Origin of the sequence: Methylobacterium sp. Leaf93 (assembly GCF_001422345.1) — a bacterium.
Classification (GTDB): Bacteria; Pseudomonadota; Alphaproteobacteria; order Rhizobiales; family Beijerinckiaceae; genus Methylobacterium; species Methylobacterium bullatum.
Map to the genome: position 1 here is coordinate 278,458 of NZ_LMMS01000026.1, position 20,125 is coordinate 298,582.

Sequence of the window (20,125 nt, forward strand, 5' to 3'; positions counted from 1 at the left end):
TTACGAGAGGTAGTGGTCGTGGACCCAGCCCGTCTGGCTCGGCTGACCTTGCGCATTCAGCACGCTGACGCTGAGCCATCTACCATCGCGCTCGATCGGCTCCACCAGCGTCCCGGACGGAAGCAGCCGGACCACAGGAAACGTCGTTCCGGGTCCGGTTCGCAGGTTCAAACCCTCGGCGACATCGACCGTGAGGCCGACACCGTCACTGTCGGCCCGGCCCCCGAAGACGAGGCTGCGAAAATGCGCCATGTCGAAGGCCGGGCCGGGATCCCATTTCCGGTCAGGGCTGACGTCGTCATGACCGACGATCTCTTCGACGCCATATTTCTCCACGAGCAGTCGCACGACCTCGACGGCGGCCTGGAACTGAACCGGGGGATAGGCCTCCCATCCGATCGGCCCCTTCACGCCGTTGGGATTGCCGTTCTTGTGTCTCGCCATGTGCGGATGGGCGATGGTAAGGCCGGTATAGGTCTTCCATTCGGTCCCGGCCGGATTGAGGTACCCCCAATTGGCGAGCTCGATGCCGATGGAATGGTGGTTGAGGCCGGACAGGCCGCGCCATGTCGATTTGCCGGCATGCCACGCCACCTTGTCGAAGCGTACGCATTGGATGACCGATCCATCGCGGTCGATGACGAGATGGGCCGACGAACCCTTGTTCGCCTTGCTTTGGAACCACTCGGCGCTGGATCTCGCACTGGCTCCGTAGGTGAAATGCATCACCAGAAATCGCGTCGGCGAGGGAAGTGCTCCATCGGTATAGGGCGAAGGGATGGAGGTGACGGGTTTGCCATCGCGGCGCAATTGATTGGAACTGATCGCGAACGCCATGATCCCCGCCCCCCTCGAGCCGCGAGCGATTCGCGGTAGGACGAGCATGTGGAAAAGCCGACGGTTAATGCAACTTGAGATTTAGCAGTAGACCTCAGGTTTGTGCGACCGGCGTATCCGCAAGACCCGCGTTGCCCCGCCGGTCCGCACGGGGCATGCTCCCCGTTGATGCGGCCGAGCCGCCGAAAACCAAGGCGCAGGCGCGATGGCCGATACCGAGACGCTCACCGTTCCTGAGATCGAGGAACCCCTCGCCGAGCTTGGTCCGGCGATCCACCTCGACCATTGCGTGATCCATGTCTCGGATTGGGAGCGATCCACCGCATTCTATCGCGACGTGCTCGGGGCCGAGGTGATCCCCCGTGGGAAGGGTGTCGCGTACCGGTTCGGCGGCGTTCAACTGAACGTCCATGGTCCGGGCCTGTCGCCGACGCCCCTGGCCGAGCGGCCGGTGATGCCCGGCGGCAGCGACCTGTGCTTTCGCTGGTCGGGTTCGATCGAGGACGCGGTGGCGCATCTGGCGGCGCAGGGTGTCCCTGTCGAGCTCGGCCCCGTGGATCGAAACGGGGCTGCCGGCGCGGGGATCAGCGTCTATTTCCGCGATCCGGACGGGTCGTTGATGGAATTCATCACCTACCCGACTGAGTAACGGTTCCGTCTCAGGTGCGGCGTTCCGCCAGCTGCTGGTTCGTGTGCTCGAGCCGCAGCGCGAGTTCACGCATGACGGCGATGCTGATCTGAGGGAACTGAGCCAGGAGTTCGAGGAAGACGGTCCGATCGATGCGGAGGGCCGTGATGGGGGTCTCCGCCTGGACGGTGGCCGAGCGCGGCTGGTCGGCCAGGATGCCCATCTCGCCGACGAGGGCATTCGGCCCGAGAAGGGCCAGCCGGAACGGGCCGAACGGTCCATCGATGGTCACGGCTGCCGAGCCTTCCAGGATAAGGTAGGCGGCGTCCGCCACGTCGCCTCGGGCGAAAAGCTGCTGACCGGCCTCGAAATGAACGCGCTCGCTCGTGAAAGCGAGCAGCTTCAGGCGCGACGGCTCGACACCGCGAAACAACGGGACCTGTCGAAGTGAGGATACCTCCGTGTCGAGGGTCATGATGCGTGGACCATTCTGAGCGCTCCGCTCGCAGACGCCCACCACCGGGCGCTCTTACGTCCCGCGCATCCATGCGGTTTGCCCATCCATTGTCCAGCCCTGCCCGATCCAAGCGCATGCCTCACCCTCGCGGGGATCGCCGAAGCGGTCCGCCGCCGCCGATTCATGGGAGTGACCGTTCGCATTCCGCAGCGAATTTCCGGCTTCGCCGAGGCAGATGACGACAGTGATGTACCCTGCACGACCAGACCGGGGCGGCCATTTGTCTTCGGCAAGGTTGGCCGAGGAACCATCGATATTGGCGAAGGTTGTTCTGTTCGAGAACCACATGCTGAGGAGGCGCTGATGGCATCAGGAAATTCTACCTCAAAGCGAGGTTTTGCATCGATGGATCTGGAGCGGCAACGCGAGATCGCGAGCAAGGGTGGACGGAGCGTGCCGGCGGAAAAGCGTTCATTTTCCCAGGATCGCGAACTCGCCTCGTCGGCCGGTCGCAAAGGTGGCCAGTCGACAACGCCTGGGCGCCACGGCGAAGACTAAGGCCCGGAACGATATCGAAATGAAGCGCGCACCGTTTACCGGTGCGCGCCTTTCTGTTGCTGGCACCCTTCTGCCATCTGTTCCGTTCCGCGATAGCGACCGTCGACGGCAAAAAACCCTCCGCGAAGAGCGGAAGGCTTTTTTGCGGGTCTCTGGACCCAAAGAATACTCAGCTTGTTCTTTCAAACCGTCACCTCATCCTGAGTACCGCGCAGCGGCCTCGAAGGAGGTTTCCAGGTATCGGTTTGCGGCTGGAGGGCGCCTTCGAGGCCTCCGCGACGCTCCGGCACCTCAATATGAGGTCGTCTGTCGGGAGGGTCCACTTTGGCGTGAATATCCGCTGAAAGACCCGGTCGAGCAGGCTCTCCGGGACACCTCAGGCGATGCAGCGCCCCGGGATCATGCGGCGCGCTTCGGGACCTGCCAGCGAACTGATCGCTCCCTCGCAGCCGTCGCGCATCGTCCGGCGCGGTTTCATCACCGGCTTGTCGGTCATAGCCGAATTCTGATCCGACGCCGCTGCAGGAGTCCGACGCTCGACGGAGAGCGCTGTCGAGACACGGAGTGTCGTACCCCCGGCCTTCGTAGCCCCCACTGGAGCGAGGAAGATCGCCCGAGCGACGCTCGCGGGCGCCTGCTGCGTGACGGTGGTGACGGGAAGTGACCGAAGGTCGGCCTCGCGCTGTAGGATGGGATGCACCAGCATCGTCATGAGTGCTGCAGGTCCACCGACACTCAGGATGAAACCGGACCGAAGCATTGTCGTAATCTCCAAACGGAGCTTGACAGGATGCTCGATAACCGGACTAGCCCGTTCCGGGTTCCTCGACTGGTCTAAAAACTTTATGACTAGTGAACAGGTCCCTCTTTGTTGCTAAAAATTTTCGGTCAACGACAAATGGTCCACAAGGCGGCGTTGCAAAAAAATCACGTCAATCCATGAAATGGCGGTCGAGGCATTTTGTGGAACCGTGTGGCATCCGGCTCGTTGTCAGATCACCCGGCCGCCTGGTCCTCCCCCGCATTCCCCTTGTGCATTGGCCGGAAACTTTTTTACGGGTCGGACTCAGTCCGGCCCGTTTTTTCATGGCCGAAGGGTTCGATCACCAAAAGAAAAGCCCCGGTGCGAGACCGGGGCTGCTTGCTTAGTTCGCGGCTTTCGCGGCGCCTTGGTCAGGCCGTCTTCTCGCGCCGCCGGGCGCTCTGCTGGAAGAACAGTGCCTGGCTGATCACCGCCGACACATTGGCGGGCTGGAACGGCTTGGCGATGAGGAAGGCCGGCTCCGGACGTTCTCCGGTGAGGAACCGCTCGGGATAGGCGGTGATGAAGATCACCGGGACCTCGAAGGTCTTCAACAAGTCGTTCACGGCATCGAGGCCCGACGAGCCATCAGCGAGCTGGATGTCCGCCAGGATCAGACCGGGGCGCGAGCCCTCCGACGCGATCTTGATCGCCTCGGACCGTGTGCGCGCCACGCCGATCACATTGTGGCCGAGGCCTTCCACGAGTGCTTCGAGATCCATGGCGATCAGCGGCTCGTCCTCGATGATGAGGATTTCCGTCGCCATGTCGGCGGCCAGCTCCCGACCCGCTTCGTCGACGAGGTCGCGCACCTGGCTGACGTCGACCTCGAGGATCACGGCGGCATCCTCCTCGGAGAAGCCTTCGAGGCACGACAGCAGGAACGCCTGACGAGGCAGCGGCGTGATCTGGCCGAGGCGCACTTCGGCGGGCAGATCATGCTGTACATGATCGCTCTGGCCGTTCACCGAGAGGGAGTTCCAGATGCGCGTATAGACGCGGAACAGGTCGGCCTTGACGTTGGTGCTGCGCCCCAACGTGTCCGGCTCGTTCACAAGCGTTTCCAGGGTGGCGGCCACATAGGCATCGCCGGCGACCTGGCTGCCGGTAAGCGCCCGCGCGTAGCGGCGCAGGTACGGCAGATGTTGCACGACGAGTTGAGCTGTCGACATTAGATCCCCTTAGGCTCTGCCGTTCTTTATGGTCGCCACCGCCACAACGCGGATCGATGGGCTGTGTTCCGCTAGGCCCGGAACCGATTGTATGGCGCTGCGTTGCAGGTGCAGCCATGACTTATGTCAAGCCGCAAAACAATCGCGGCGATGCCACCGAGTGGCATCAAGGGGATAACCGAATGGACGATGACGAGACGGACCGCATCTCCGTACCGGAGACGCGATCGGAGCAGGTACATGAGCCGAGACCAGAAGGCCCTGATTCTCACCGCTTGAGTGACCTCACTCAGAAGCGGATCGGCATGCACTTGCGAGCCATGTACGACACCATCGTTCAGCAGCCGGTCCCGGATCGCTTTCGCGACCTGATCGCCCGGATGGACGAATCCTCGGTTCAAACCCTCGACGACGTTTAGGCTACAATACGCATCATTCGTCTGACGTGTGCACCGGCACGATGGCAGTCGTCAGACTGGGCGACGATTGAAGAAAAGCCGCCGGATCATCCGGCGGCTTTCTCGTTTCGGTGCCTATTCGACGCCGTTGCGCCGACACGTCCGCCCGTTAGAGGGTCGGCGAGCGACCGCGCATCAAGCCGATCACGGCCGATATGGCGAACAGGACGATGGCGACGAAGAAGACGAGCTTCGCGGCTTCCATGGCGGTGCCGGCAATACCACCAAAGCCAAGCAGAGCGGCCACGAGAGCGACGACGAGGAATGTTACAGCCCAACCAAGCATGGTCCGGATCCTTTTGAAGCTGGCGCGACCTGTGCCGCAACCTCATGACAGCAATAACGCCAAGTTCTCCGGCCGGTTCCTCACTTTGACATAAAGCGGTCACGATTGATTTTCGGCCGTCGCTCGTCGTGGTCGCGGCTTGCGGGACTCCGGGTTTTCCCATTTGGACTCACGCCCTTCCTGCGTCTGTCTGGGGCGGATGTGACGTCCGTCCGGCCGCGCGTGCATCGCAGACATGCGTCATATCGACGGGTCTCTTGTCGGCGCCCGGAGGACAGACCCACATAGTTGTTGACGTCAGAGTGGAACCCGGTGTCCCATGTGGCGTTCGTCACCTGTTCCCGAACACGGATACAATCTGATGAGAGAGTCGCTGGCCGCATCAATCGCACGACGCTTCCTCGATGCGGTCGCCGCTGCCGCTCGCGGATTCGTACAGGTCGTTGAGGGCTCTTCACCCACTCCCCAACTGGTGCCGGTTCGGGTGCGTGGCGCGCGTCGGCGCTGATCAGTAGGTGAGCGTCGAGCGGAGGCCGAACACGGCGCCGCCCTTTATGCGCTGACCCGGGCGGTTCGGATCGGCGGCACCGCCGCCGGGGTTGAAGACGTATTGGATGTCCGGTTGGATCGTCCAACCGGGCGCTACCGCGAAAAGATAAGTCGCTTCGATCGTGGCTTCGTAGCTGCGCGGAACGTGGAACTCGGTGCCGAATGAGAGCCGGTCCAGGTCGTAGCGCCGGGCGTTCTCGCCGATCCGCGCGTAAATGACGCTCAGGCCGAAGGCGTCTTTCGGACGGCCGGGTGTCAGGCCCGTGACCACGATGCCCCCATCAGCCCAGAGATCGATGAGGTTCCGGTCCGAAGGGCTCGTCGAAAGGCGGGCATAGGCGGAGATTCCATCCGTCTCGCTTCCGCCCGCAGGCCGATAGAGCTGCGCGTCGACGACCGCATAGGCGCCGCTGGTGCCGGCGTGGCGCCGTGCCGAGCCGCCGCTGCGTGGGTTTGCCAGGGGGAGTCCCGTCCGGTCGTAGCGGTAATCGTCGAAACGTCCGAAATGCCGGTACCCGCCGAGCTTCAGACTCCGGCCGAACCCATCGCGGCCGGGCGCCGCGCGAAACTGGACCTCTCCCATCACCAGGGGCGCATCGTTGAGCCGAAAATTCAATCCGGTCCGGTTGACGCTGGCCTGATCGCCGGGATCGCCGTTGAAGATGGCAACGAGCCCGCTCACCGAAGCATCGGGCGTCCAGCGCAGCCTCATGCCGGGGGTCGAGATCGGATAGGCGGGGCCGCCGCTCGGAAGATTTGCCCCAGTGATGGTCGGCCAGTCGTTGCTCAGGAAGATCTTGCCGGTCTCGGACGAGAAGAACTCTCCATCCGCCACCAGTTGCCCGAAGCGCAGGCTCAGGTTCCGGTCCTCGGAGGCCCGCTCCAGCCAGAGTTCCGAGAGCCGCGTCGAGGGATAGGCTTCGATGTTGCTGACCGTGATGAGCCGCTGGAAACTCCGGTCGCGCAGGCCGCCGGTATCGTGGATCTGGAAGACGTTGGCGAAGCCGTGCCATCCGGTCCACCCGGCGAGACGATCGAAATCGACCGTGACGGCGGTCTCGAATTTGCCGGCATGGATCGCGCCCTGCCTCACCCCGCCGGACACATTGCCGAGGATTTCGTTCGTATAGAGCAGGTTGTAGTCGATGCCCCGCGCCGCCAGCATGCTGCGGAAGCCGCCCGGATCCCCGAATGCACCGAGTGACGTCTGGATGGAGGGGGGACGATCGGGCTCCAGCGGAGCCGATTGCGCCGGACGATCGTCCACGGCGCCCGTCTCGCCGGGGTCCGACCATGCGGGATCGGCCGCCAAGAGGGCGAAAACGGCGGCGGCGATACAAACCGGCGCCACGTGCCGCCGTGCGATCATCCTCATGCTGATCATCGACGCCTCATCTCGATAGTATAGCATATGCTATATAATTGGGCAAAGCTTCACCGTCCGGTGCCGCGGCGCGGCCCGGTGGGGGCTGTGTGGTGTCCGCTCGCCGCCCGTTGGGCCAGCGGGCGTCGGACCCTATGCGTCAGGCGCCCGTGACGGTGTCCACCAGGAGCTTGACGTTCAGGACGACGATGATGGCGGCGATGACCCAGGCGAGGAGCTTCAGCCAGGCGGGAATCACCAGAGCGCCCATCTTTCGCTTGTCCGACACGAAGCGCACGAGCGGGATCACCGCAAAGGGCAATTGCATGGACAGGACGACTTGGCTGAGCACGAGAAGGCGCGCAGTGCCATCCTCCCCGTAGAGCCCCGTCACGACGACCACGGGGACGATGGCGATGCCGCGCGTGATGAGGCGCCGCGCCCAATCGGGTATGCGCAGGCGCAGGAAGCCTTCCATGATGATCTGGCCGGCCAGCGTCGCGGTGACGGTGGAGTTGAGCCCCGAGGCCAGGAGCGCCACGGCGAACAAGGTGGAGGCGATGCCGGCTCCCAGGAGCGGCGACAGCAACTCGTAGGCCTGCTCGATCTCCTGCACGTCGGTGCGCCCGGTGGAATGGAACACCGAGGCGGCCATGATGAGGATCGCGGCATTGACGAAGAGCGCCAGCATTAGGGCGATGGTCGAATCCGTCACCGCGAAGCGCAGGGCGCCCCGCCGTCCTTCCTCGGTGCGGGGATAGGCCCGCGTCTGCACGATGGAGGAGTGCAGGTAGAGGTTATGCGGCATGACGGTGGCGCCGATGATGCCGATGGCGATGTAAAGGGCGGCCGGGTTGGTGACGATCTGCGACGAGGGGATGAAGCCCGCGAGCACCGCCTGAATTGGAGGCGCGGCGAGCGCGATCTGGATGCCGAAGCACACGAAGATCACCAGCAGCAGCGCGATGACGAAGGCTTCGAGTGCCCGGAAGCCGCGCCGCATCAGCAGCAGGATCAGGAACACGTCGAGGGCGGTGATGATCGCCCCGATGACGAGGGGGATGCCGAAGAGCAGCTTGAGGGCGATGGCGGTGCCGATGACCTCGGCGAGGTCGCAGGCGATGATCGCCGCCTCACAGGCGATCCACAGGATGAAGCTGACGGGCCGGGGATAATGATCGCGGCAGGCCTGGGCGAGGTCGCGGCCGGTGGCGATGCCGAGCCGGGCCGAGAGGGCCTGCAGCACGATCGCCATGAGGTTCGAGAGCAGGATGACGGCGAGCAGCGTGTAGCCGAATTGCGAGCCGCCCGCGATGTCCGTGGCCCAGTTGCCCGGGTCCATGTAGCCGACGGAGATCATGTAGCCCGGCCCGATGAAAGCCAGCAGCCGCCGCAGCCAGGATCCATGAGACAGCACGGGGACGCTGGCATTCATGCGACCGAGACTCGGCTGTTCGTTCGTTTCGCGGCTGAAGCGCCACCCCCGGTCTTCGTCGAGCCTGTCCATGCCGCGTCTTCCGTCGAGCTGAGTCGTGGGTACCGCACTGCACCCAGGACGGCATATAGCATCGGCTATAATGGAAAACAAAGGCTAAGATAGGGGCCGGCGGCGAGCGTCGTCTCCGTCCCGCGAGCGTTGTGGCGCGGGCATGAAACGCCCGCTGGCGAGGGCGGGCAGGTCCGCTCCCCAGTTCCCCCTGTCGGGCCTCCGGCCGGATGCGCGGACCGATACAGGGTGGGATCGGCCCTTCACCGATGAGCAAAGCTCGGTGGTCTACCCCCGTTGCGAAGGCATTCGCCTGGGCCTTAGGCAGGACGGGCGTCCTGGCGGATGGTTGCCGAAGGGTTAAGAGAACGATGCGGTCAACGAACCCCGGCAGGAGACGGACGAGTTTCGCGGCGCAGACGCGCGTTGTCGCCCCGGTCATGGCCGGGCTGGTCCTTGGACTCGGCGGTGTCGTTGCCGGATCGAGCCTGGTCCAGGCCTCCGAGCAGGGAGGCATCTTCAGTTTCTTCGAGGAGATTTTTCGCGGTCCGGCGGTGAAGCCGCAGCCCGCGCCCGCTTCGATGCCGCGTCCTGCCCGGCCCCGCTACGCCTCCCTTCCCACCACGAGCCGCATCGCGGCGGTGCAGGCGCCGCGCCAGACGCCACGCCTTGCGCGTCTCACGCGCCCCTCCCCCGCCCGTGCGAGCCGCGCCGCCTCCGCCGCGCTGACCGCCTCGGCACTCGGAGCCCGCACGGTCTGCGTCCGGGCCTGTGACGGCTACCTGTTCCCCCTTGGGCGCCTGGCGTCCCACGCCGACATTCCTCTGCACGAGGCGGCCTGTGCCGCTTCATGCCCCAACGCCGCCACCAGCCTCTACACGCTGGGTGCGAGGCAGAACGATCTCGACCGGGCCGTCGGTCTCGACGGGCGTCCCTACCGGGCCCTTCAGGTCGCCAACCTGTACCGCATCAAGCGTGTCGAGCAGTGCTCCTGCCAGCCCGAAGGCGTGGCGGCGGCGCCTCTGCCGATCGAGCGCGACCTGACCGCGCGGGTGGGCGACGTGGTCGCCACCCCATCGAGCGCCCGCGTGGTCGTCTCCACCCGGCCCGGCGGTTTCACGGTGGTGGATTTCCGCGAGGCCGGTCTCCTCTCACCGCGCGAGCGCCGCAGCATCGACCGCAAGATCGACGTCGTCCGGCGCGAGGCCGATGCCCGCGCCGCCGAGCAGGATATCCGTCAGGCCAGCCGAACGGTCGACCGTGCCCCCCGCATCCGTGTTGCGCAGATGAACTCCGGCGATGGCAACGGAGGCTTCGGCAGCGTCCAGCGCAGCCAGGACGTCAATGCGGGTTTCGCCATCGTCCGCGTCGTGGTGTCCTCACCCTTCACCCGCTGACGTCACTCATGGCGGGGCTTCCGTTGTGGCTCGCCCCGCGATGGCTTAGGGGCGGACACGAGTGTGATCGTTCCAGGTACCGCATGACCAAGACCAGCGACGACGGCGACACCGCGGCGGATCCGAACTTCGATGGGGCGGCCCCGGCCAACGGCGAGACGGTGAGCCTGTCGCCGCTGGTGCGCCGGCGGATCTGTCCCAACGCCAGTCCGTTCACGTCGAGCGGCACCTGCAGCTACATCGTCGGACAGGGCGAGGTGGCGATCATCGATCCCGGTCCCGCCGATGCCGCTCACGTGGCGGCGCTGATCGCGGCCATTGCCGGCGAGCGGCTCACCGCCATCGTCGTCACCCACACCCACCGCGATCACTCGCCGGGCGCCCGGCTGCTGCAGGCGGAGACGGGCGCGCCCATCGTCGGCTGCGGCCCGCATCGCGCCGCCAGAAACCTGGCGGAGGGCGAGTTTCCGCATCTCGACGCCAGCGCCGACCGGAACCACCGGCCCGACCGCCAGATGAACGAGGGCGACACGCTGGAGGGGCCGGGCTGGACCCTGCGCGCGGTGGAAACGCCGGGTCACACCATGAACCACCTCGCCTTCGCCCTGCCGGAAGAAGCGGCCCTTTTCTCGGGCGATCACGTGATGGCGTGGTCCACTACCATCGTGGCGCCGCCCGACGGTTCGATGCGGGCCTACATGGCGTCGCTCGAGGCGTTGCGCGGGCGCGACGAGACGATCTACTGGCCGGGACATGGTGGCCCGGTGCGCGATCCGCGCCGCTTCGTCCGGGGCCTCGCCGCCCACCGGCGCCAGCGCGAGAGCGCGATCCGCACGCGGATCGAGGCCGGGGACGGCGACATCCGCTCCATCGTCGGGGTGATCTATCAGGGCTTGAGCGCCCCCCTTCAGGGTGCGGCGGCGCTCTCGGTCTTCGCCCATCTGGAGGATCTGGTGGAGCGCGGGTTCGTCGTCACCGATGGCCCGCCGCGCCTCGACGGCGTCTACAGGCCGGCCTGAAACCGACATCGTATGATGGCCGCGGATCGAGCGGTCGCTCCAGGCCCCCTCTCCTTCCGACTATTGGATCTATCCGTTTCGCAGGAGGCGCCGCTCTCCTCTCCCTTGTGGGGAGGAGTTGGAGGTGGGGGTGGTTGGGCGACCCTCAGGTTACGGAGGCTGGCGGAGCCACCCCCACTCCTGACCTCTCCCCACAAGGGGGAGAGGGATGCGCTCTGACGGAAAGAGCGGGGGTGAATGTTGCAGCCTTCTGGAAGTGGAAGTGCGCGCTTCCCCTGCAGCCGAACCTGACCGAGCCGACAGCCTCGGCTCGACCGCTTATTTGACGGCGATGGCGAGGTTGGCGACCTCGTCGAGATAGCCCCGGATGGTGTCGGCATTGGCGCCGAAGTCTCGGTCGCCGATACGGGAGGCGGAGCGCACGTCGATTCGGGCTCCGTCCGCCCTCGGTCGGACACGGACCGTGATGTCGCTGGCGAGGTTCAGGATGAGGCCGCGCGTCACCGCTTCGATCCGGCCGTTGCCGACGCGGCCTCCGGGGCGGATCGCCTCCACGATCTGCCATTTGCGGTTCACCGCGGCCTTCCGGGCGAGTTCGAACGCGGCGTTGGCGTCGAGATCCAGGGTGAGCGGGGCGACCTGCAGATAGGAGGCGCGCTGCGCGATCCGTGCCTCGGGGCCGGGATCGGGGGGATAATGTCCTTCGCGCGCCGTGAAGGCGGCATGCGAGCGCGAGAAGGCGGGCGGGTTGTCGGTATCGGTGGTGACGTCGGTGATGGCGGGAAGGCGCAGGCCGCGCAGCCCGACGAAGGCCGGATAGCCGAGGACGATCGCCGCGAGCAACAGGCCAACGATTGCGCCGCCCAGTCCGCGCTCACCCTCGCGCCACACCCGGACGAAGGCGAAGACGGCAAAGGCGATCGCGATCACCGCCAGGACGAGGCCGGACGCCAGCGTCACCAGGGCGGGACCCTCTTCCGCCCGTGGGTCGCGCACCAGAACGAGGGCGAACAGGGTGGCGAGGACCGACAGGATGGCGGTGCCGCGCGAGAGCGGACCGGCGCGGGTGATGGGCTCCTCGATAGGCGAACGACGCATGATACGGATGGAATCGCTGTCCGGGAGATCGCTGCGCCATCGGGAGGTGGTGCCCGCGCGCCTGAGCCCAAAGCTTTACCGGGCCTGGCATTCCGACGCCACCCGCGAGTTGGCCGCGCTTTCGATGCCGCCCGCTTCTGCTATAGCGGCCTCCACATGAGTCTCACCGCAGCGCCCAGCACGCCCATGCCCGATGGAGGATCGGACGACCCGCTGAGGGTCTGGTTCCGCTTCATCCGCCTCAACCGGAGAGTGACCGCCGCGATGGCGGCCGAACTGCGCGGCCTCGGTTTGTCGATTCCGCAATTCGACGTGCTCTCGACGCTCACCGAACGCGAGGGATTGACGCAGCAGGATCTCGCCGCGCGCCTCTACGTCACCAAGGGCAACGTGTCAGGGTTGATCGACCGGCTCGTGCAGGCCGGCTTCGTCGAGCGCCACGCCATCCCCGGCGACCGGCGCTCGCACGCCCTCCGCCTCACTCCGGCCGGGACCGAGATCGCGGCCCGCGGCATCGCCACGCAGAAGGCCTATGTCGCCCGCACCCTCGGCACCCTGCCCCGGGACGACATCGCTGCCTTTGAGCAGCTCGTTCTCAAGTGGCGCGACGTGGCGCGTGCCGATTCTGAGACCTGATGCCGGATGGGGGTGGGGAGCCTTCATCCTCGTTCCCTCGTACGATGGCGGAGATTCGCCGCACGCGCCCATTTCCCGAATGGTCAGAGTGATTGACGGATCACCGGTCGTCCTTCGGCCTCCACCAGCGGGTCGATCTGGCGGGCGGCCCGCAGCCCCGCCTCGATCGCGCCCTCGACCCAGCCGGTCTTCAGGCTGGTGAAGTCCCCGGCGAAATGGATGCGATCTTCGGGCGTCGTCCATTCCCGGATCATCCAGCCGCCGCCCAACGGAGGCGAACCGAACGAGCCCCTGATCCAGGGCTGCTCGGTCCAGGCGAAGTCCTTCACCGTGATCACCTCGTCGAACAGGTCGGGCATGTCGGCGCGGAACTGATCGACGGTCACCTGAGCCCGCGTCTCGCGGGGGCGGGCCAGGATGGCCTCTGCATTGGCGCCGTTCAGGTAAAAGAAGACGTTTCCATGCGAACCGGTCTCGTTGCCGGTGATGTCGATGACCCGCTCCCAGGGGCGGTCACCGCCGGCCATCGGCCAGCCATGGACGTTCTTCGAGAGCCACGATGGTGTCTTGGTCTGGACGATGACCTTCACGGTCTTGTCCCATTCCATCTCCGCGAACATGCGCCGCTTGGCCTCCGACCAGCCGGGTTTCACGTCGATGCCGCCGAGGACGCTGAACGGGATCGTGGACACGATGGCGTCGCCGGAGAAGTCGCGGCCGTCGCGGGTGCCGACGCGGACGCCTCCGTCGGTCTGCTCGATGCTGACCACCTCCGCCTTCAGGACGATGTTTGCCGGGCCGATGGCCCCCGCCAGGGCCATGGGCAGGCGGTTGTTGCCGCCTTCGATGCGAAATACGTTCTGGTCGCCGAAATGATAGGCGAGGTCGGGAATGGCACCCAGGGCCTGCGAGCGACTGGTGAAGGTGCCGCCATGGGCATCGAGGAGCTGGCAGAAGGCATCTGATGCGCCGACGCCCTTCACGAGGTCGCCCACCGTCACGTTGTCGTAGCGCGCCAGGGAATCCGGGTCGGGCCAGCGGGAATCGAGCACAGAATCGGTGTCGAGCCCCGCCCTATAGAGATAGCGGTTGAGGCTCGTCGCGACGCTGACGTTGCGCTCCTCCCGTGAAACGGCCCAGGGCCAGTTGGCGAGGTCGGCGCCCGTGCCGGTCTGCCCGCCGACCATGTAGCGGGGAAGGCCGTCGTTGAGGCTGAGGAGCGGCAGGTTGAAGCGCCGGACGTAGCTCAGCACATACGGCATGTTGGATCGGAAATGCCCGCCGCCGGCCTCCGTGAACTGTCCGTTCTTGAGCGGAAGGGAGAGGAGCCTGCCGCCGATGCGGTCCTGATACTCGATGACCGTGACGCGGTGTCCACGGCGCAGGAGTGCCAGCGCCGCCGTCAGCCCGGACATGCCGGCACCGAGGACGAGCACGTGTTTTTGGGCCTTACCGGTCTGCGCGAGGGCGGGTGAGGCGATGATCGGTAACACGGCGGTAAAGGCCGTGCCGACGGCGCCACGGAGAATGTCCCGCTTCGTTGGGGCGTTCGGCTTGCTGCTATCGAGGCCGGCGCGGTCGTGGGGAGGCATCGTCGGAAACTCACGCAGTCAAGGTGATGATCGGGGAGGACGCGCGGGCGAGACATGCCTACACGACAGCGTCCTGCCGCCATCGCCGAACTGGCCGGATAGGCCTGGCCTGTCGTCGGGAAGCGACACGGTCAGATGTGACGTTTCCGGGTAAATATTCCCCTTCCATCAGGGGCGGCCGGATCGGTGAAGGCCTCACTTACCGTCCCGGTTGCGACCCGTCTGCACTCACTCGTGCCTGATTGGCGATCCCGGCGAGCAAGTCGGCGAGATCGCCGATCGAGGCGACCACATGGTCGGCGAGCGGCGTCATGATCTCGCGGGCTCCCTCACCCATGGGTCCGCTCAGAACGGCGATGGTCATGGCACCGGCCGCGCGCCCGGCGACGAGGTCGTAAGGCGAATCGCCGATCATGGCGATGTGTGTCGGGGCGACGCCGAGTTGCGCGGCGAAGGCGCTGACCATGCCGGGTTCCGGCTTGGACCCATGCCCTGAATCGTAACCCGCGACGTAGGAGAGATGGGGCGTCAGACCGAGGGCATCAGCCTGTGCCCGCGCCGAGGCTTCTGCATCGTTGGTGGCGATGCCGAGCGCGTAACCGGCACCGACGAGATGGCGTGCCATTCCGGCCGGATCACCGATCGGGCATAAATGCGCCAGACCTTCGCGGCGAAACAGCCGGTCCATCTCCCCGTAGAGGTCCGGTCCCGCCGGGCGGCCGAGCACCTTTGCCCAGATCGGGCCATAAGCGGCCGAAGAGCCCGCGATGAGGGGGGACGTCGGCAGGAAGCGGCGCTCCTCTTCGACGTAATGGCTCACTGCCATCAAGTCTTCCAGTCGGACGCGGTCGCCCCCGGCAAGGTCATCCATGACCGCATACGCTGCCGGACCCCAGGTCCGGTCGAAATCGATGAGGGTGCCGTCTTTGTCGAACAGGATGCCGGCGAGACGGCGTGGCGTCGTCACGGTCAAGCGCCGGCCCTCACCTTCTCGACATCGAAGACGCCGGCGCGATCTCGCCGCACGATCCTGTCGCCGGGCTCGAACACGCCCAAGGCCACGTCACGGTCCGGCAGGATGACGGTGGTGGATGTGTTGAGATGGACGAGGACGAGCCTGTCCTGCGGCAGCGATGCGGTGGCCCAGCGCCGCAACTGTCCGTAATACGGCTCGCGCCGCCAGGCGTTAGGCTGGCCGGGGTCTACCTGGACATTCATGTTCTTCGTCACCGGGTCGAGGGCGAGCACCATCTTGGCCTTCTCCGGCTTCCACTCGGCGCCGAGCCAGGCTTCCGTCATCCAGAGGCAGTGGAAGGCGCGGCAATGGTCCGGCCGTGTCGGATGGATGGCGCAGCCCCTGCCCTGCCTGGTGTGGCGGCACCATTGACCGGCGACGCTCTCCACCGCCGGGACGTCGTAGACCTTGCAGCACAGGGTGCAGGTTCCGCAGGAGCGGCCGGGCGCCGGATGGGCCACGAAGGTTGCGGGATCGAGCATGGTCCTGACATTCCGTGCGAGGCGCTGCGGTGACGGGATGGGTTTGTGAAGGCGCGCCGGGTCGCTAATGTGGCATCGCATGAACACGGGGCCGAACCGGCCCGCTTCCACAGGTAACGGCAGGCCCATGCTCTCGAACCTCGCGACCCGCGACGTCGAAACGCTGATCCATCCCTACACCAACCTCTCCACCTTCCGCGAGACCGGCCCCCTGGTGCTGGAGCGCGGCCATGGGGTCTGGGTCTACGACAGCGACGGCCGGCCCTATCTCGAAGGGATGGCCGGCCTGTGGTGCACGGCGCTGGGCTACTCCAACGAGGAACTGGTGGAGGCGGCGAGCGAGCAGATGTCGCGCCTGCCCTTCACTCACCTGTTCTCGGGCCGCAGCCACGATCCGGCCATCGAGCTCGCGGAGACCCTCAAGGAGCTGATGCCGATCCCGACATCGAAGATCTTCTTCACCTCGTCGGGCTCTGAGGCCAACGACACCCAGGTGAAGCTGACTTGGTATCTCAACAATGCGCTTGGACGCCCGGCGAAGAAGAAGATCATCTCGCGGATCAAGGGCTACCACGGCGTCACGGTCGCCACCGCCTCCATGACCGGCCTCACGGCCAACCATGCCGATTGGGACCTGCCGTTGCCGGGCTTCCTGCATGTGGGCTGCCCGCATCATTACCGCTTCGCCGAGGCCGGCGAGACGGAGGAAGCGTTCTCGCAGCGTTTGGCCGACGAACTCGAGGCCCTGATCCTGCGCGAGGGGCCGGATACCGTCGCGGCATTCGTGGCCGAGCCGGTCATGGGTGCGGGCGGCGCCATCGCCCCGCCGGCCGGCTACTTCGCCAAGATCCAGGCCGTGCTCGACCGCTACGACGTGCGCTTCATCGCCGACGAGGTGATCTGCGGCTTCGGGCGCCTCGGCACTTGGTTCGGCTCGGAAGCCCTGGGAATGCGGCCCGACAGCCTGTCCTTCGCCAAGGCCGTGACATCGGGCTACATGCCGCTGGGTGGCATCAGCATCGACGAGCCGCTTTACAAGGCGCTGGTGACGCAGAGCGCCAAGCTCGGCACGTTCGGCCACGGCACCACCTATTCCGGTCATCCCGTCGCCTGCGCCGTCGCACTCAAGACCATCGAGATCTACAAGCGCGACCGCATCGTCGAAGGCGTGGCGGAGAAGGCTCCTCATTTCCAGGCCCGGCTCTCGGCTCTGGCCGACCACCCCATCGTCGGCGAGGCGCGCGGACTCGGTCTCATCGGCGGCCTGGAGATCGTCGCCGACAAGCGATCCAAGCGTCAGTACGAGCCGAAGGCCGGTGTGGCGGCCCACTGCGTCGCCTTCGCGCAGGCCGAGGGTCTGATCGTCCGGTTCCTCGCCGGTGACCGGGTCGCGGTCTGCCCTCCCCTGGTCATCTCGCACGACGAGATCGACACACTGTTCGACCGCCTCTCTCGCGCTCTCGACCGGACCGAGGCCTGGATCGCGTCGGAAGGTCTGAACGCAGCGCTTTAAAGTGCCTCACAAAACTCCCGATCACGGTCGGTTCTCGCTCCACCCACGACAGCGCAGCGGGAGTTTTGTGAGAGACACTCAGAGCGGCGCTGCCACAGAAAAGTCCAGATCTTCCGCGTCGCAATGAAGGTCAGATTGCGTTGCGGAATGGTATTTTTTATTTTTCCAATATTGCTTGTGTGTGTCACAAGACACGCAGCGTGGCGAGATGAAACTCTACCCTGGTAAAGTCTCGCCTATCCTTAAGCTCCCGTTCATGATCCTTCGCCGCATATGGATCTCGTGCCGCACAGCGCCGGTCCGGGTCGAACCTCTTGCGGGTGCCCGAGAGACTGGCGTGATCGTCAACCAGACAAACGAGGATCTGGTGGCGTTCCGACACCGTGAAACAGGACCCGTTCCCATGTCCCGCCCCGAACAGAACCAGCGCGCAGCCATGTCGTCGACGCCCCGTGCGTCCGGTCTGGTAACCGATCGCGAAGGTTTCCGCCCCGTGGCACTGCCCGCCCTTGCCGCAGCGGTTCACGTCTCGGCGTCCGCTGCGAAAGAGGCGGCCCGGAAGATTGCCGCCCGCCGGCAGCTCTCCCGCTTCCAGCACGAGGATGCGCCCCTCGTCTGAGGCTTTTTCCTCCCGACCGAACGCCTCATGGCCAAATCGTGCGACCAAGCCTTTACGGGCTTGGTCACCGAGACTCGATCATCGGAAGCTCGATCACTGGAACTTGGCTACACCGGTTTCGTGATCCCAGGGCGATGAAGCCGCATCGGCTCTGCGGTCGAGGGGGATGACATGTTGATCCTGCCGACGAGACGGCAGTTCCTGACCGGGATCGGTGCGAGTACGAGCCTCGTGGCCGCCACGGGCGCTTATGGCTTCGTAATCGAGCCACGCCATCGACTTGTGGTGACGCGCTACGCTCCCTCTCTCCCAGGCTGGACAGAGGGGTTGACGCTACGAGTCGCCGTCCTCGCGGATTTCCACGTGGGCGAGCCAACCATGCCGCTCGACCGCATCGCCGAGATCGTCGATGCGACGAACCGGCTCGAACCCGATTTCATCCTGCTTCTGGGTGACTATCCATCCGGCCCCAGCGTGACCACGCGCAAGGTGCCGCTCGTCGAGTTTGCACGGGTGATCGGAGGCCTGCGAGCCCCGCTCGGTGTCCATGCCGTCCTCGGCAACCATGATTGGTGGGATGACGAAGTCGCGCAGGCGAGACGGCGCGGGCCTGTGGAGTCGCAACGCGCGCTGGAGGCACGCGGCATTCCAGTAATGGAGAATACGGTTCGCAGGCTGGAGAAGGACGGTCGCCCATTCTGGATTGCCGGGCTCGGAGATCAGGAGCCGTTCCTGCCGCGGGGCGATCGGCGCGGCCGCGACGATCTGCCCGGCACCCTGGCGCAGGTGACCGACGAGGCTCCGATCCTCCTTATGGCGCACGAGCCCTACATCTTTCCTACCGTTCCGGGGCGTGTCTCGCTGACCCTGTCCGGGCATACGCATGGTGGCCAAGTTCGGATCTTCGGCCTGTCGCCGCTGAGCCCATTCGCGCGCGGCAAAGATCTGACCTACGGCCATGTCGTCGTCGGCGGACGGCATATGATCGTCTCCGGCGGCTTCGGCGTCAGCCGTGTCCCGATCCGGATCGGGGTGCCGCCGGAAATCGTCCTTCTCGAACTCGGGAGCGTGGCGCCGCCGACGTCGGTCGAGGCAGCGCCGCCCGCCTGACGGAGCGCTACTTCTTGGCGCCGATGCTCACGGTGCCCTTGGTCGAGGGGGCCGCGGCGATAGTCTTGACGACGGGCTTTTTCGGCTTCTTCGCTTCGCGGCCACCGCGTGGTTTTTCAGTCGCCATGTTCGTCTCCTTGCGTCGTCGGGACACGAGCATGCCACGGATTCGGCCGCACGCGCCATGAAATCGCGCGACGTCGGCTAGGGTGCCTCAGGTACCCGCGCGATTGGGTGACACGACCGGGATCGCGTCGGCGATGGTGATCCCGGTCGGATCGATGCGGCAGCGATGGGCATGGATCTCGACCCCGCCCGCCGCCGCCCTGGCAAAGGCCCGGTCGAAGGCCGGATCGAGGTCCCGCGCCACGTCGAACCGCTCGGCCCGCATCTGCACCACGATGATCAGCATCGCCCGGCCGCCCTGGGCGACGACCTCCGTCAGGTCGTCCATGTGCCGCGCGCTGCGGGCGGCGACGCAATCGGGAAACTCGGCGAGGCCCGGCTGGCGCAAGAGGTGACAATTCTTCACCTCCACGTGGCAGGGCGGCACGCCCTCGCCCGTGGCCAGGAAATCGACCCGGCTGGCACGGCCGTAGCGCACCTCCGGACGCAGCGAACCGTATCCCGCCAACGGCGGGAGACTCCCCTCGGCGAAGGCCTCGGCGACGAGGGCATTGGGCCGTAGGGTGTTGATGCCCACCCATTGCGGACCGCCGGGGAGGTCCGCCTCCACCAGTTCCCATGAAAAGCCGAGCTTGCGCGCAGGGTTGGTTGAGGCGGAGAGCAGGACGCGCGATCCGGGCACGACGAGGCCGAGCATGGTGCCCGGATTGGCGCAATGCGCGGTGACGAGGCTGCCATCCGCCAGCTCGATATCGGCGAGGAACCGCTTGTAGCGCCGGACGAGCCGGCCCTCGATCAGCGGCGCTGCGAACTTCATTTGGTGAAACTCCACATCCGAGCGGGTGCCCCGCCCCTATCAGCAGCCTGCCGGCCGGACCAGGGAGCCGCCATGGTCAGGTGGGCATCGCCGCGCTACGTCGTG

The 20,125-nt window shown here is 65.9% G+C and carries 20 protein-coding genes; 9 read left to right on the forward strand and 11 right to left on the reverse strand.

From position 1 onward, the window contains the following. Entirely contained in the window at positions 1 to 837 is an 837-nt protein-coding gene (locus ASF26_RS15045; protein WP_056255503.1) for an N-acetylmuramoyl-L-alanine amidase, read from the reverse strand. 205 nt (positions 838 to 1,042) lie between these two features. Between ASF26_RS15045 and ASF26_RS15050 the strand changes: the two genes are divergently transcribed. After that, complete coding sequence (locus tag ASF26_RS15050) at positions 1,043 to 1,486, forward strand: VOC family protein (RefSeq protein ID WP_056255505.1); 444 nt, start codon at positions 1,043 to 1,045, stop codon at positions 1,484 to 1,486. A gap of 10 nt (positions 1,487 to 1,496) precedes the next feature. Here ASF26_RS15050 and ASF26_RS15055 read toward each other — a convergent pair whose 3' ends face one another. Then, a complete protein-coding gene (locus ASF26_RS15055) occupies positions 1,497 to 1,940 on the reverse strand; it encodes a cyclic nucleotide-binding domain-containing protein (protein ID WP_056255506.1) in 444 nt (147 codons plus the stop codon). Between the two features lie 345 nt (positions 1,941 to 2,285). Between ASF26_RS15055 and ASF26_RS23765 the strand changes: the two genes are divergently transcribed. After that, entirely contained in the window at positions 2,286 to 2,480 is a 195-nt protein-coding gene (locus ASF26_RS23765; protein ID WP_027172650.1) for a KGG domain-containing protein, read from the forward strand. A 1,173-nt stretch (positions 2,481 to 3,653) separates the two neighbouring features. Here the strand turns inward: ASF26_RS23765 and ASF26_RS15070 are convergent. Continuing rightward, positions 3,654 to 4,454, reverse strand: coding sequence for a response regulator (locus ASF26_RS15070; protein ID WP_018042423.1), 801 nt, complete (start codon positions 4,452 to 4,454; stop codon positions 3,654 to 3,656). Between the two features lie 116 nt (positions 4,455 to 4,570). Here ASF26_RS15070 and ASF26_RS23495 point away from each other — a divergent pair, with 116 nt between their 5' ends. Continuing rightward, positions 4,571 to 4,873 carry a NepR family anti-sigma factor gene (locus ASF26_RS23495; protein ID WP_156463002.1) on the forward strand — a complete coding sequence of 101 codons (303 nt, stop codon included), beginning with the start codon at positions 4,571 to 4,573 and terminating at the stop codon, positions 4,871 to 4,873. Between the two features lie 148 nt (positions 4,874 to 5,021). Here ASF26_RS23495 and ASF26_RS22160 read toward each other — a convergent pair whose 3' ends face one another. From ASF26_RS22160 to ASF26_RS15085, 3 genes are all read right to left on the reverse strand, one after another. After that, a complete protein-coding gene (locus ASF26_RS22160; protein ID WP_003599466.1) occupies positions 5,022 to 5,198 on the reverse strand; it encodes a DUF1328 domain-containing protein in 177 nt (58 codons plus the stop codon). Positions 5,199 to 5,706: 508 nt separating this feature from the next. Further along, entirely contained in the window at positions 5,707 to 7,131 is a 1,425-nt protein-coding gene (locus ASF26_RS15080) for a carbohydrate porin (protein ID WP_244475944.1), read from the reverse strand. A gap of 139 nt (positions 7,132 to 7,270) precedes the next feature. Then, positions 7,271 to 8,617 carry an Nramp family divalent metal transporter gene (locus ASF26_RS15085; protein ID WP_056255513.1) on the reverse strand — a complete coding sequence of 449 codons (1,347 nt, stop codon included), beginning with the start codon at positions 8,615 to 8,617 and terminating at the stop codon, positions 7,271 to 7,273. A gap of 350 nt (positions 8,618 to 8,967) precedes the next feature. Here ASF26_RS15085 and ASF26_RS15090 point away from each other — a divergent pair, with 350 nt between their 5' ends. Together ASF26_RS15090 and ASF26_RS15095 are read left to right on the forward strand one after the other, a co-directional pair. After that, on the forward strand, positions 8,968 to 9,993 hold the full coding sequence (locus ASF26_RS15090; protein WP_156463003.1) for a DUF2865 domain-containing protein: 1,026 nt from the start codon (positions 8,968 to 8,970) through the stop codon (positions 9,991 to 9,993). Positions 9,994 to 10,076: 83 nt separating this feature from the next. Next, a complete protein-coding gene (locus tag ASF26_RS15095; RefSeq protein WP_056255517.1) occupies positions 10,077 to 11,012 on the forward strand; it encodes an MBL fold metallo-hydrolase in 936 nt (311 codons plus the stop codon). 318 nt (positions 11,013 to 11,330) lie between these two features. Here the strand turns inward: ASF26_RS15095 and ASF26_RS15100 are convergent, their stop codons facing one another. Beyond that, entirely contained in the window at positions 11,331 to 12,110 is a 780-nt protein-coding gene (locus ASF26_RS15100) for a DUF1499 domain-containing protein (RefSeq protein WP_056255519.1), read from the reverse strand. 156 nt (positions 12,111 to 12,266) lie between these two features. Here ASF26_RS15100 and ASF26_RS15105 point away from each other — a divergent pair, with 156 nt between their 5' ends. Then, complete coding sequence (locus ASF26_RS15105) at positions 12,267 to 12,746, forward strand: MarR family transcriptional regulator (RefSeq protein ID WP_244475945.1); 480 nt, start codon at positions 12,267 to 12,269, stop codon at positions 12,744 to 12,746. Positions 12,747 to 12,829: 83 nt separating this feature from the next. On the opposite strand, the gene ASF26_RS15110 is transcribed toward ASF26_RS15105, so the two are convergent. The 3 genes from ASF26_RS15110 to ASF26_RS15120 form a co-directional block, all read right to left on the reverse strand. After that, positions 12,830 to 14,338, reverse strand: coding sequence for an NAD(P)/FAD-dependent oxidoreductase (locus ASF26_RS15110; protein ID WP_156463004.1), 1,509 nt, complete (start codon positions 14,336 to 14,338; stop codon positions 12,830 to 12,832). 199 nt (positions 14,339 to 14,537) lie between these two features. Next, positions 14,538 to 15,305, reverse strand: a complete 768-nt coding sequence (locus ASF26_RS15115; protein WP_244475946.1) for an HAD family hydrolase — start codon at positions 15,303 to 15,305, stop codon at positions 14,538 to 14,540. Positions 15,306 to 15,307: 2 nt separating this feature from the next. Then, positions 15,308 to 15,835 (reverse strand): hypothetical protein, encoded by a 528-nt coding sequence (locus tag ASF26_RS15120; RefSeq protein WP_056255525.1) that lies wholly within the window; start codon positions 15,833 to 15,835, stop codon positions 15,308 to 15,310. A gap of 127 nt (positions 15,836 to 15,962) precedes the next feature. On the opposite strand from ASF26_RS15120, the gene ASF26_RS15125 reads away from it, so the two are divergent. From ASF26_RS15125 to ASF26_RS15135, 3 genes are all read left to right on the forward strand, one after another. Further along, positions 15,963 to 17,348 carry an aminotransferase gene (locus ASF26_RS15125; protein ID WP_056255528.1) on the forward strand — a complete coding sequence of 462 codons (1,386 nt, stop codon included), beginning with the start codon at positions 15,963 to 15,965 and terminating at the stop codon, positions 17,346 to 17,348. A gap of 337 nt (positions 17,349 to 17,685) precedes the next feature. After that, the gene (locus ASF26_RS15130; RefSeq protein WP_147829250.1) at positions 17,686 to 17,967 is read left to right on the forward strand and encodes a hypothetical protein; all 282 of its coding nucleotides are present in this window, start codon (positions 17,686 to 17,688) and stop codon (positions 17,965 to 17,967) included. Positions 17,968 to 18,138: 171 nt separating this feature from the next. Next, a complete protein-coding gene (locus ASF26_RS15135; RefSeq protein WP_056255530.1) occupies positions 18,139 to 19,077 on the forward strand; it encodes a metallophosphoesterase in 939 nt (312 codons plus the stop codon). A gap of 214 nt (positions 19,078 to 19,291) precedes the next feature. On the opposite strand, the gene sfsA is transcribed toward ASF26_RS15135, so the two are convergent. Continuing rightward, complete coding sequence (gene sfsA / locus ASF26_RS15140) at positions 19,292 to 20,020, reverse strand: DNA/RNA nuclease SfsA (RefSeq protein ID WP_056255532.1); 729 nt, start codon at positions 20,018 to 20,020, stop codon at positions 19,292 to 19,294. Between the last annotated feature and the right edge of the window lie 105 nt (positions 20,021 to 20,125).

What these genes read in the sequence shown, in the direction of transcription:
- ASF26_RS15105 (WP_244475945.1), top strand. Translation starts at nt 12,267, where the DNA reads ATGAGTCTCACCGCAGCGCCCAGCACGCCCATGCCCGATGGAGGATCG.
- ASF26_RS15050 (WP_056255505.1), top strand. Translation starts at nt 1,043, where the DNA reads ATGGCCGATACCGAGACGCTCACCGTTCCTGAGATCGAGGAACCCCTC.
- ASF26_RS15100 (WP_056255519.1), bottom strand. Translation starts at nt 12,110, where the DNA reads ATGCGTCGTTCGCCTATCGAGGAGCCCATCACCCGCGCCGGTCCGCTC.
- ASF26_RS15055 (WP_056255506.1), bottom strand. Translation starts at nt 1,940, where the DNA reads ATGACCCTCGACACGGAGGTATCCTCACTTCGACAGGTCCCGTTGTTT.
- sfsA (WP_056255532.1), bottom strand. Translation starts at nt 20,020, where the DNA reads ATGAAGTTCGCAGCGCCGCTGATCGAGGGCCGGCTCGTCCGGCGCTAC.
- ASF26_RS15085 (WP_056255513.1), bottom strand. Translation starts at nt 8,617, where the DNA reads ATGGACAGGCTCGACGAAGACCGGGGGTGGCGCTTCAGCCGCGAAACG.
- ASF26_RS23765 (WP_027172650.1), top strand. Translation starts at nt 2,286, where the DNA reads ATGGCATCAGGAAATTCTACCTCAAAGCGAGGTTTTGCATCGATGGAT.
- ASF26_RS15095 (WP_056255517.1), top strand. Translation starts at nt 10,077, where the DNA reads ATGACCAAGACCAGCGACGACGGCGACACCGCGGCGGATCCGAACTTC.
- ASF26_RS22160 (WP_003599466.1), bottom strand. Translation starts at nt 5,198, where the DNA reads ATGCTTGGTTGGGCTGTAACATTCCTCGTCGTCGCTCTCGTGGCCGCT.
- ASF26_RS15125 (WP_056255528.1), top strand. Translation starts at nt 15,963, where the DNA reads ATGCTCTCGAACCTCGCGACCCGCGACGTCGAAACGCTGATCCATCCC.
- ASF26_RS15090 (WP_156463003.1), top strand. Translation starts at nt 8,968, where the DNA reads ATGCGGTCAACGAACCCCGGCAGGAGACGGACGAGTTTCGCGGCGCAG.
- ASF26_RS15135 (WP_056255530.1), top strand. Translation starts at nt 18,139, where the DNA reads ATGTTGATCCTGCCGACGAGACGGCAGTTCCTGACCGGGATCGGTGCG.
- ASF26_RS23495 (WP_156463002.1), top strand. Translation starts at nt 4,571, where the DNA reads ATGACTTATGTCAAGCCGCAAAACAATCGCGGCGATGCCACCGAGTGG.
- ASF26_RS15070 (WP_018042423.1), bottom strand. Translation starts at nt 4,454, where the DNA reads ATGTCGACAGCTCAACTCGTCGTGCAACATCTGCCGTACCTGCGCCGC.
- ASF26_RS15110 (WP_156463004.1), bottom strand. Translation starts at nt 14,338, where the DNA reads ATGCCTCCCCACGACCGCGCCGGCCTCGATAGCAGCAAGCCGAACGCC.
- ASF26_RS15120 (WP_056255525.1), bottom strand. Translation starts at nt 15,835, where the DNA reads ATGCTCGATCCCGCAACCTTCGTGGCCCATCCGGCGCCCGGCCGCTCC.
- ASF26_RS15080 (WP_244475944.1), bottom strand. Translation starts at nt 7,131, where the DNA reads ATGATCAGCATGAGGATGATCGCACGGCGGCACGTGGCGCCGGTTTGT.
- ASF26_RS15045 (WP_056255503.1), bottom strand. Translation starts at nt 837, where the DNA reads ATGGCGTTCGCGATCAGTTCCAATCAATTGCGCCGCGATGGCAAACCC.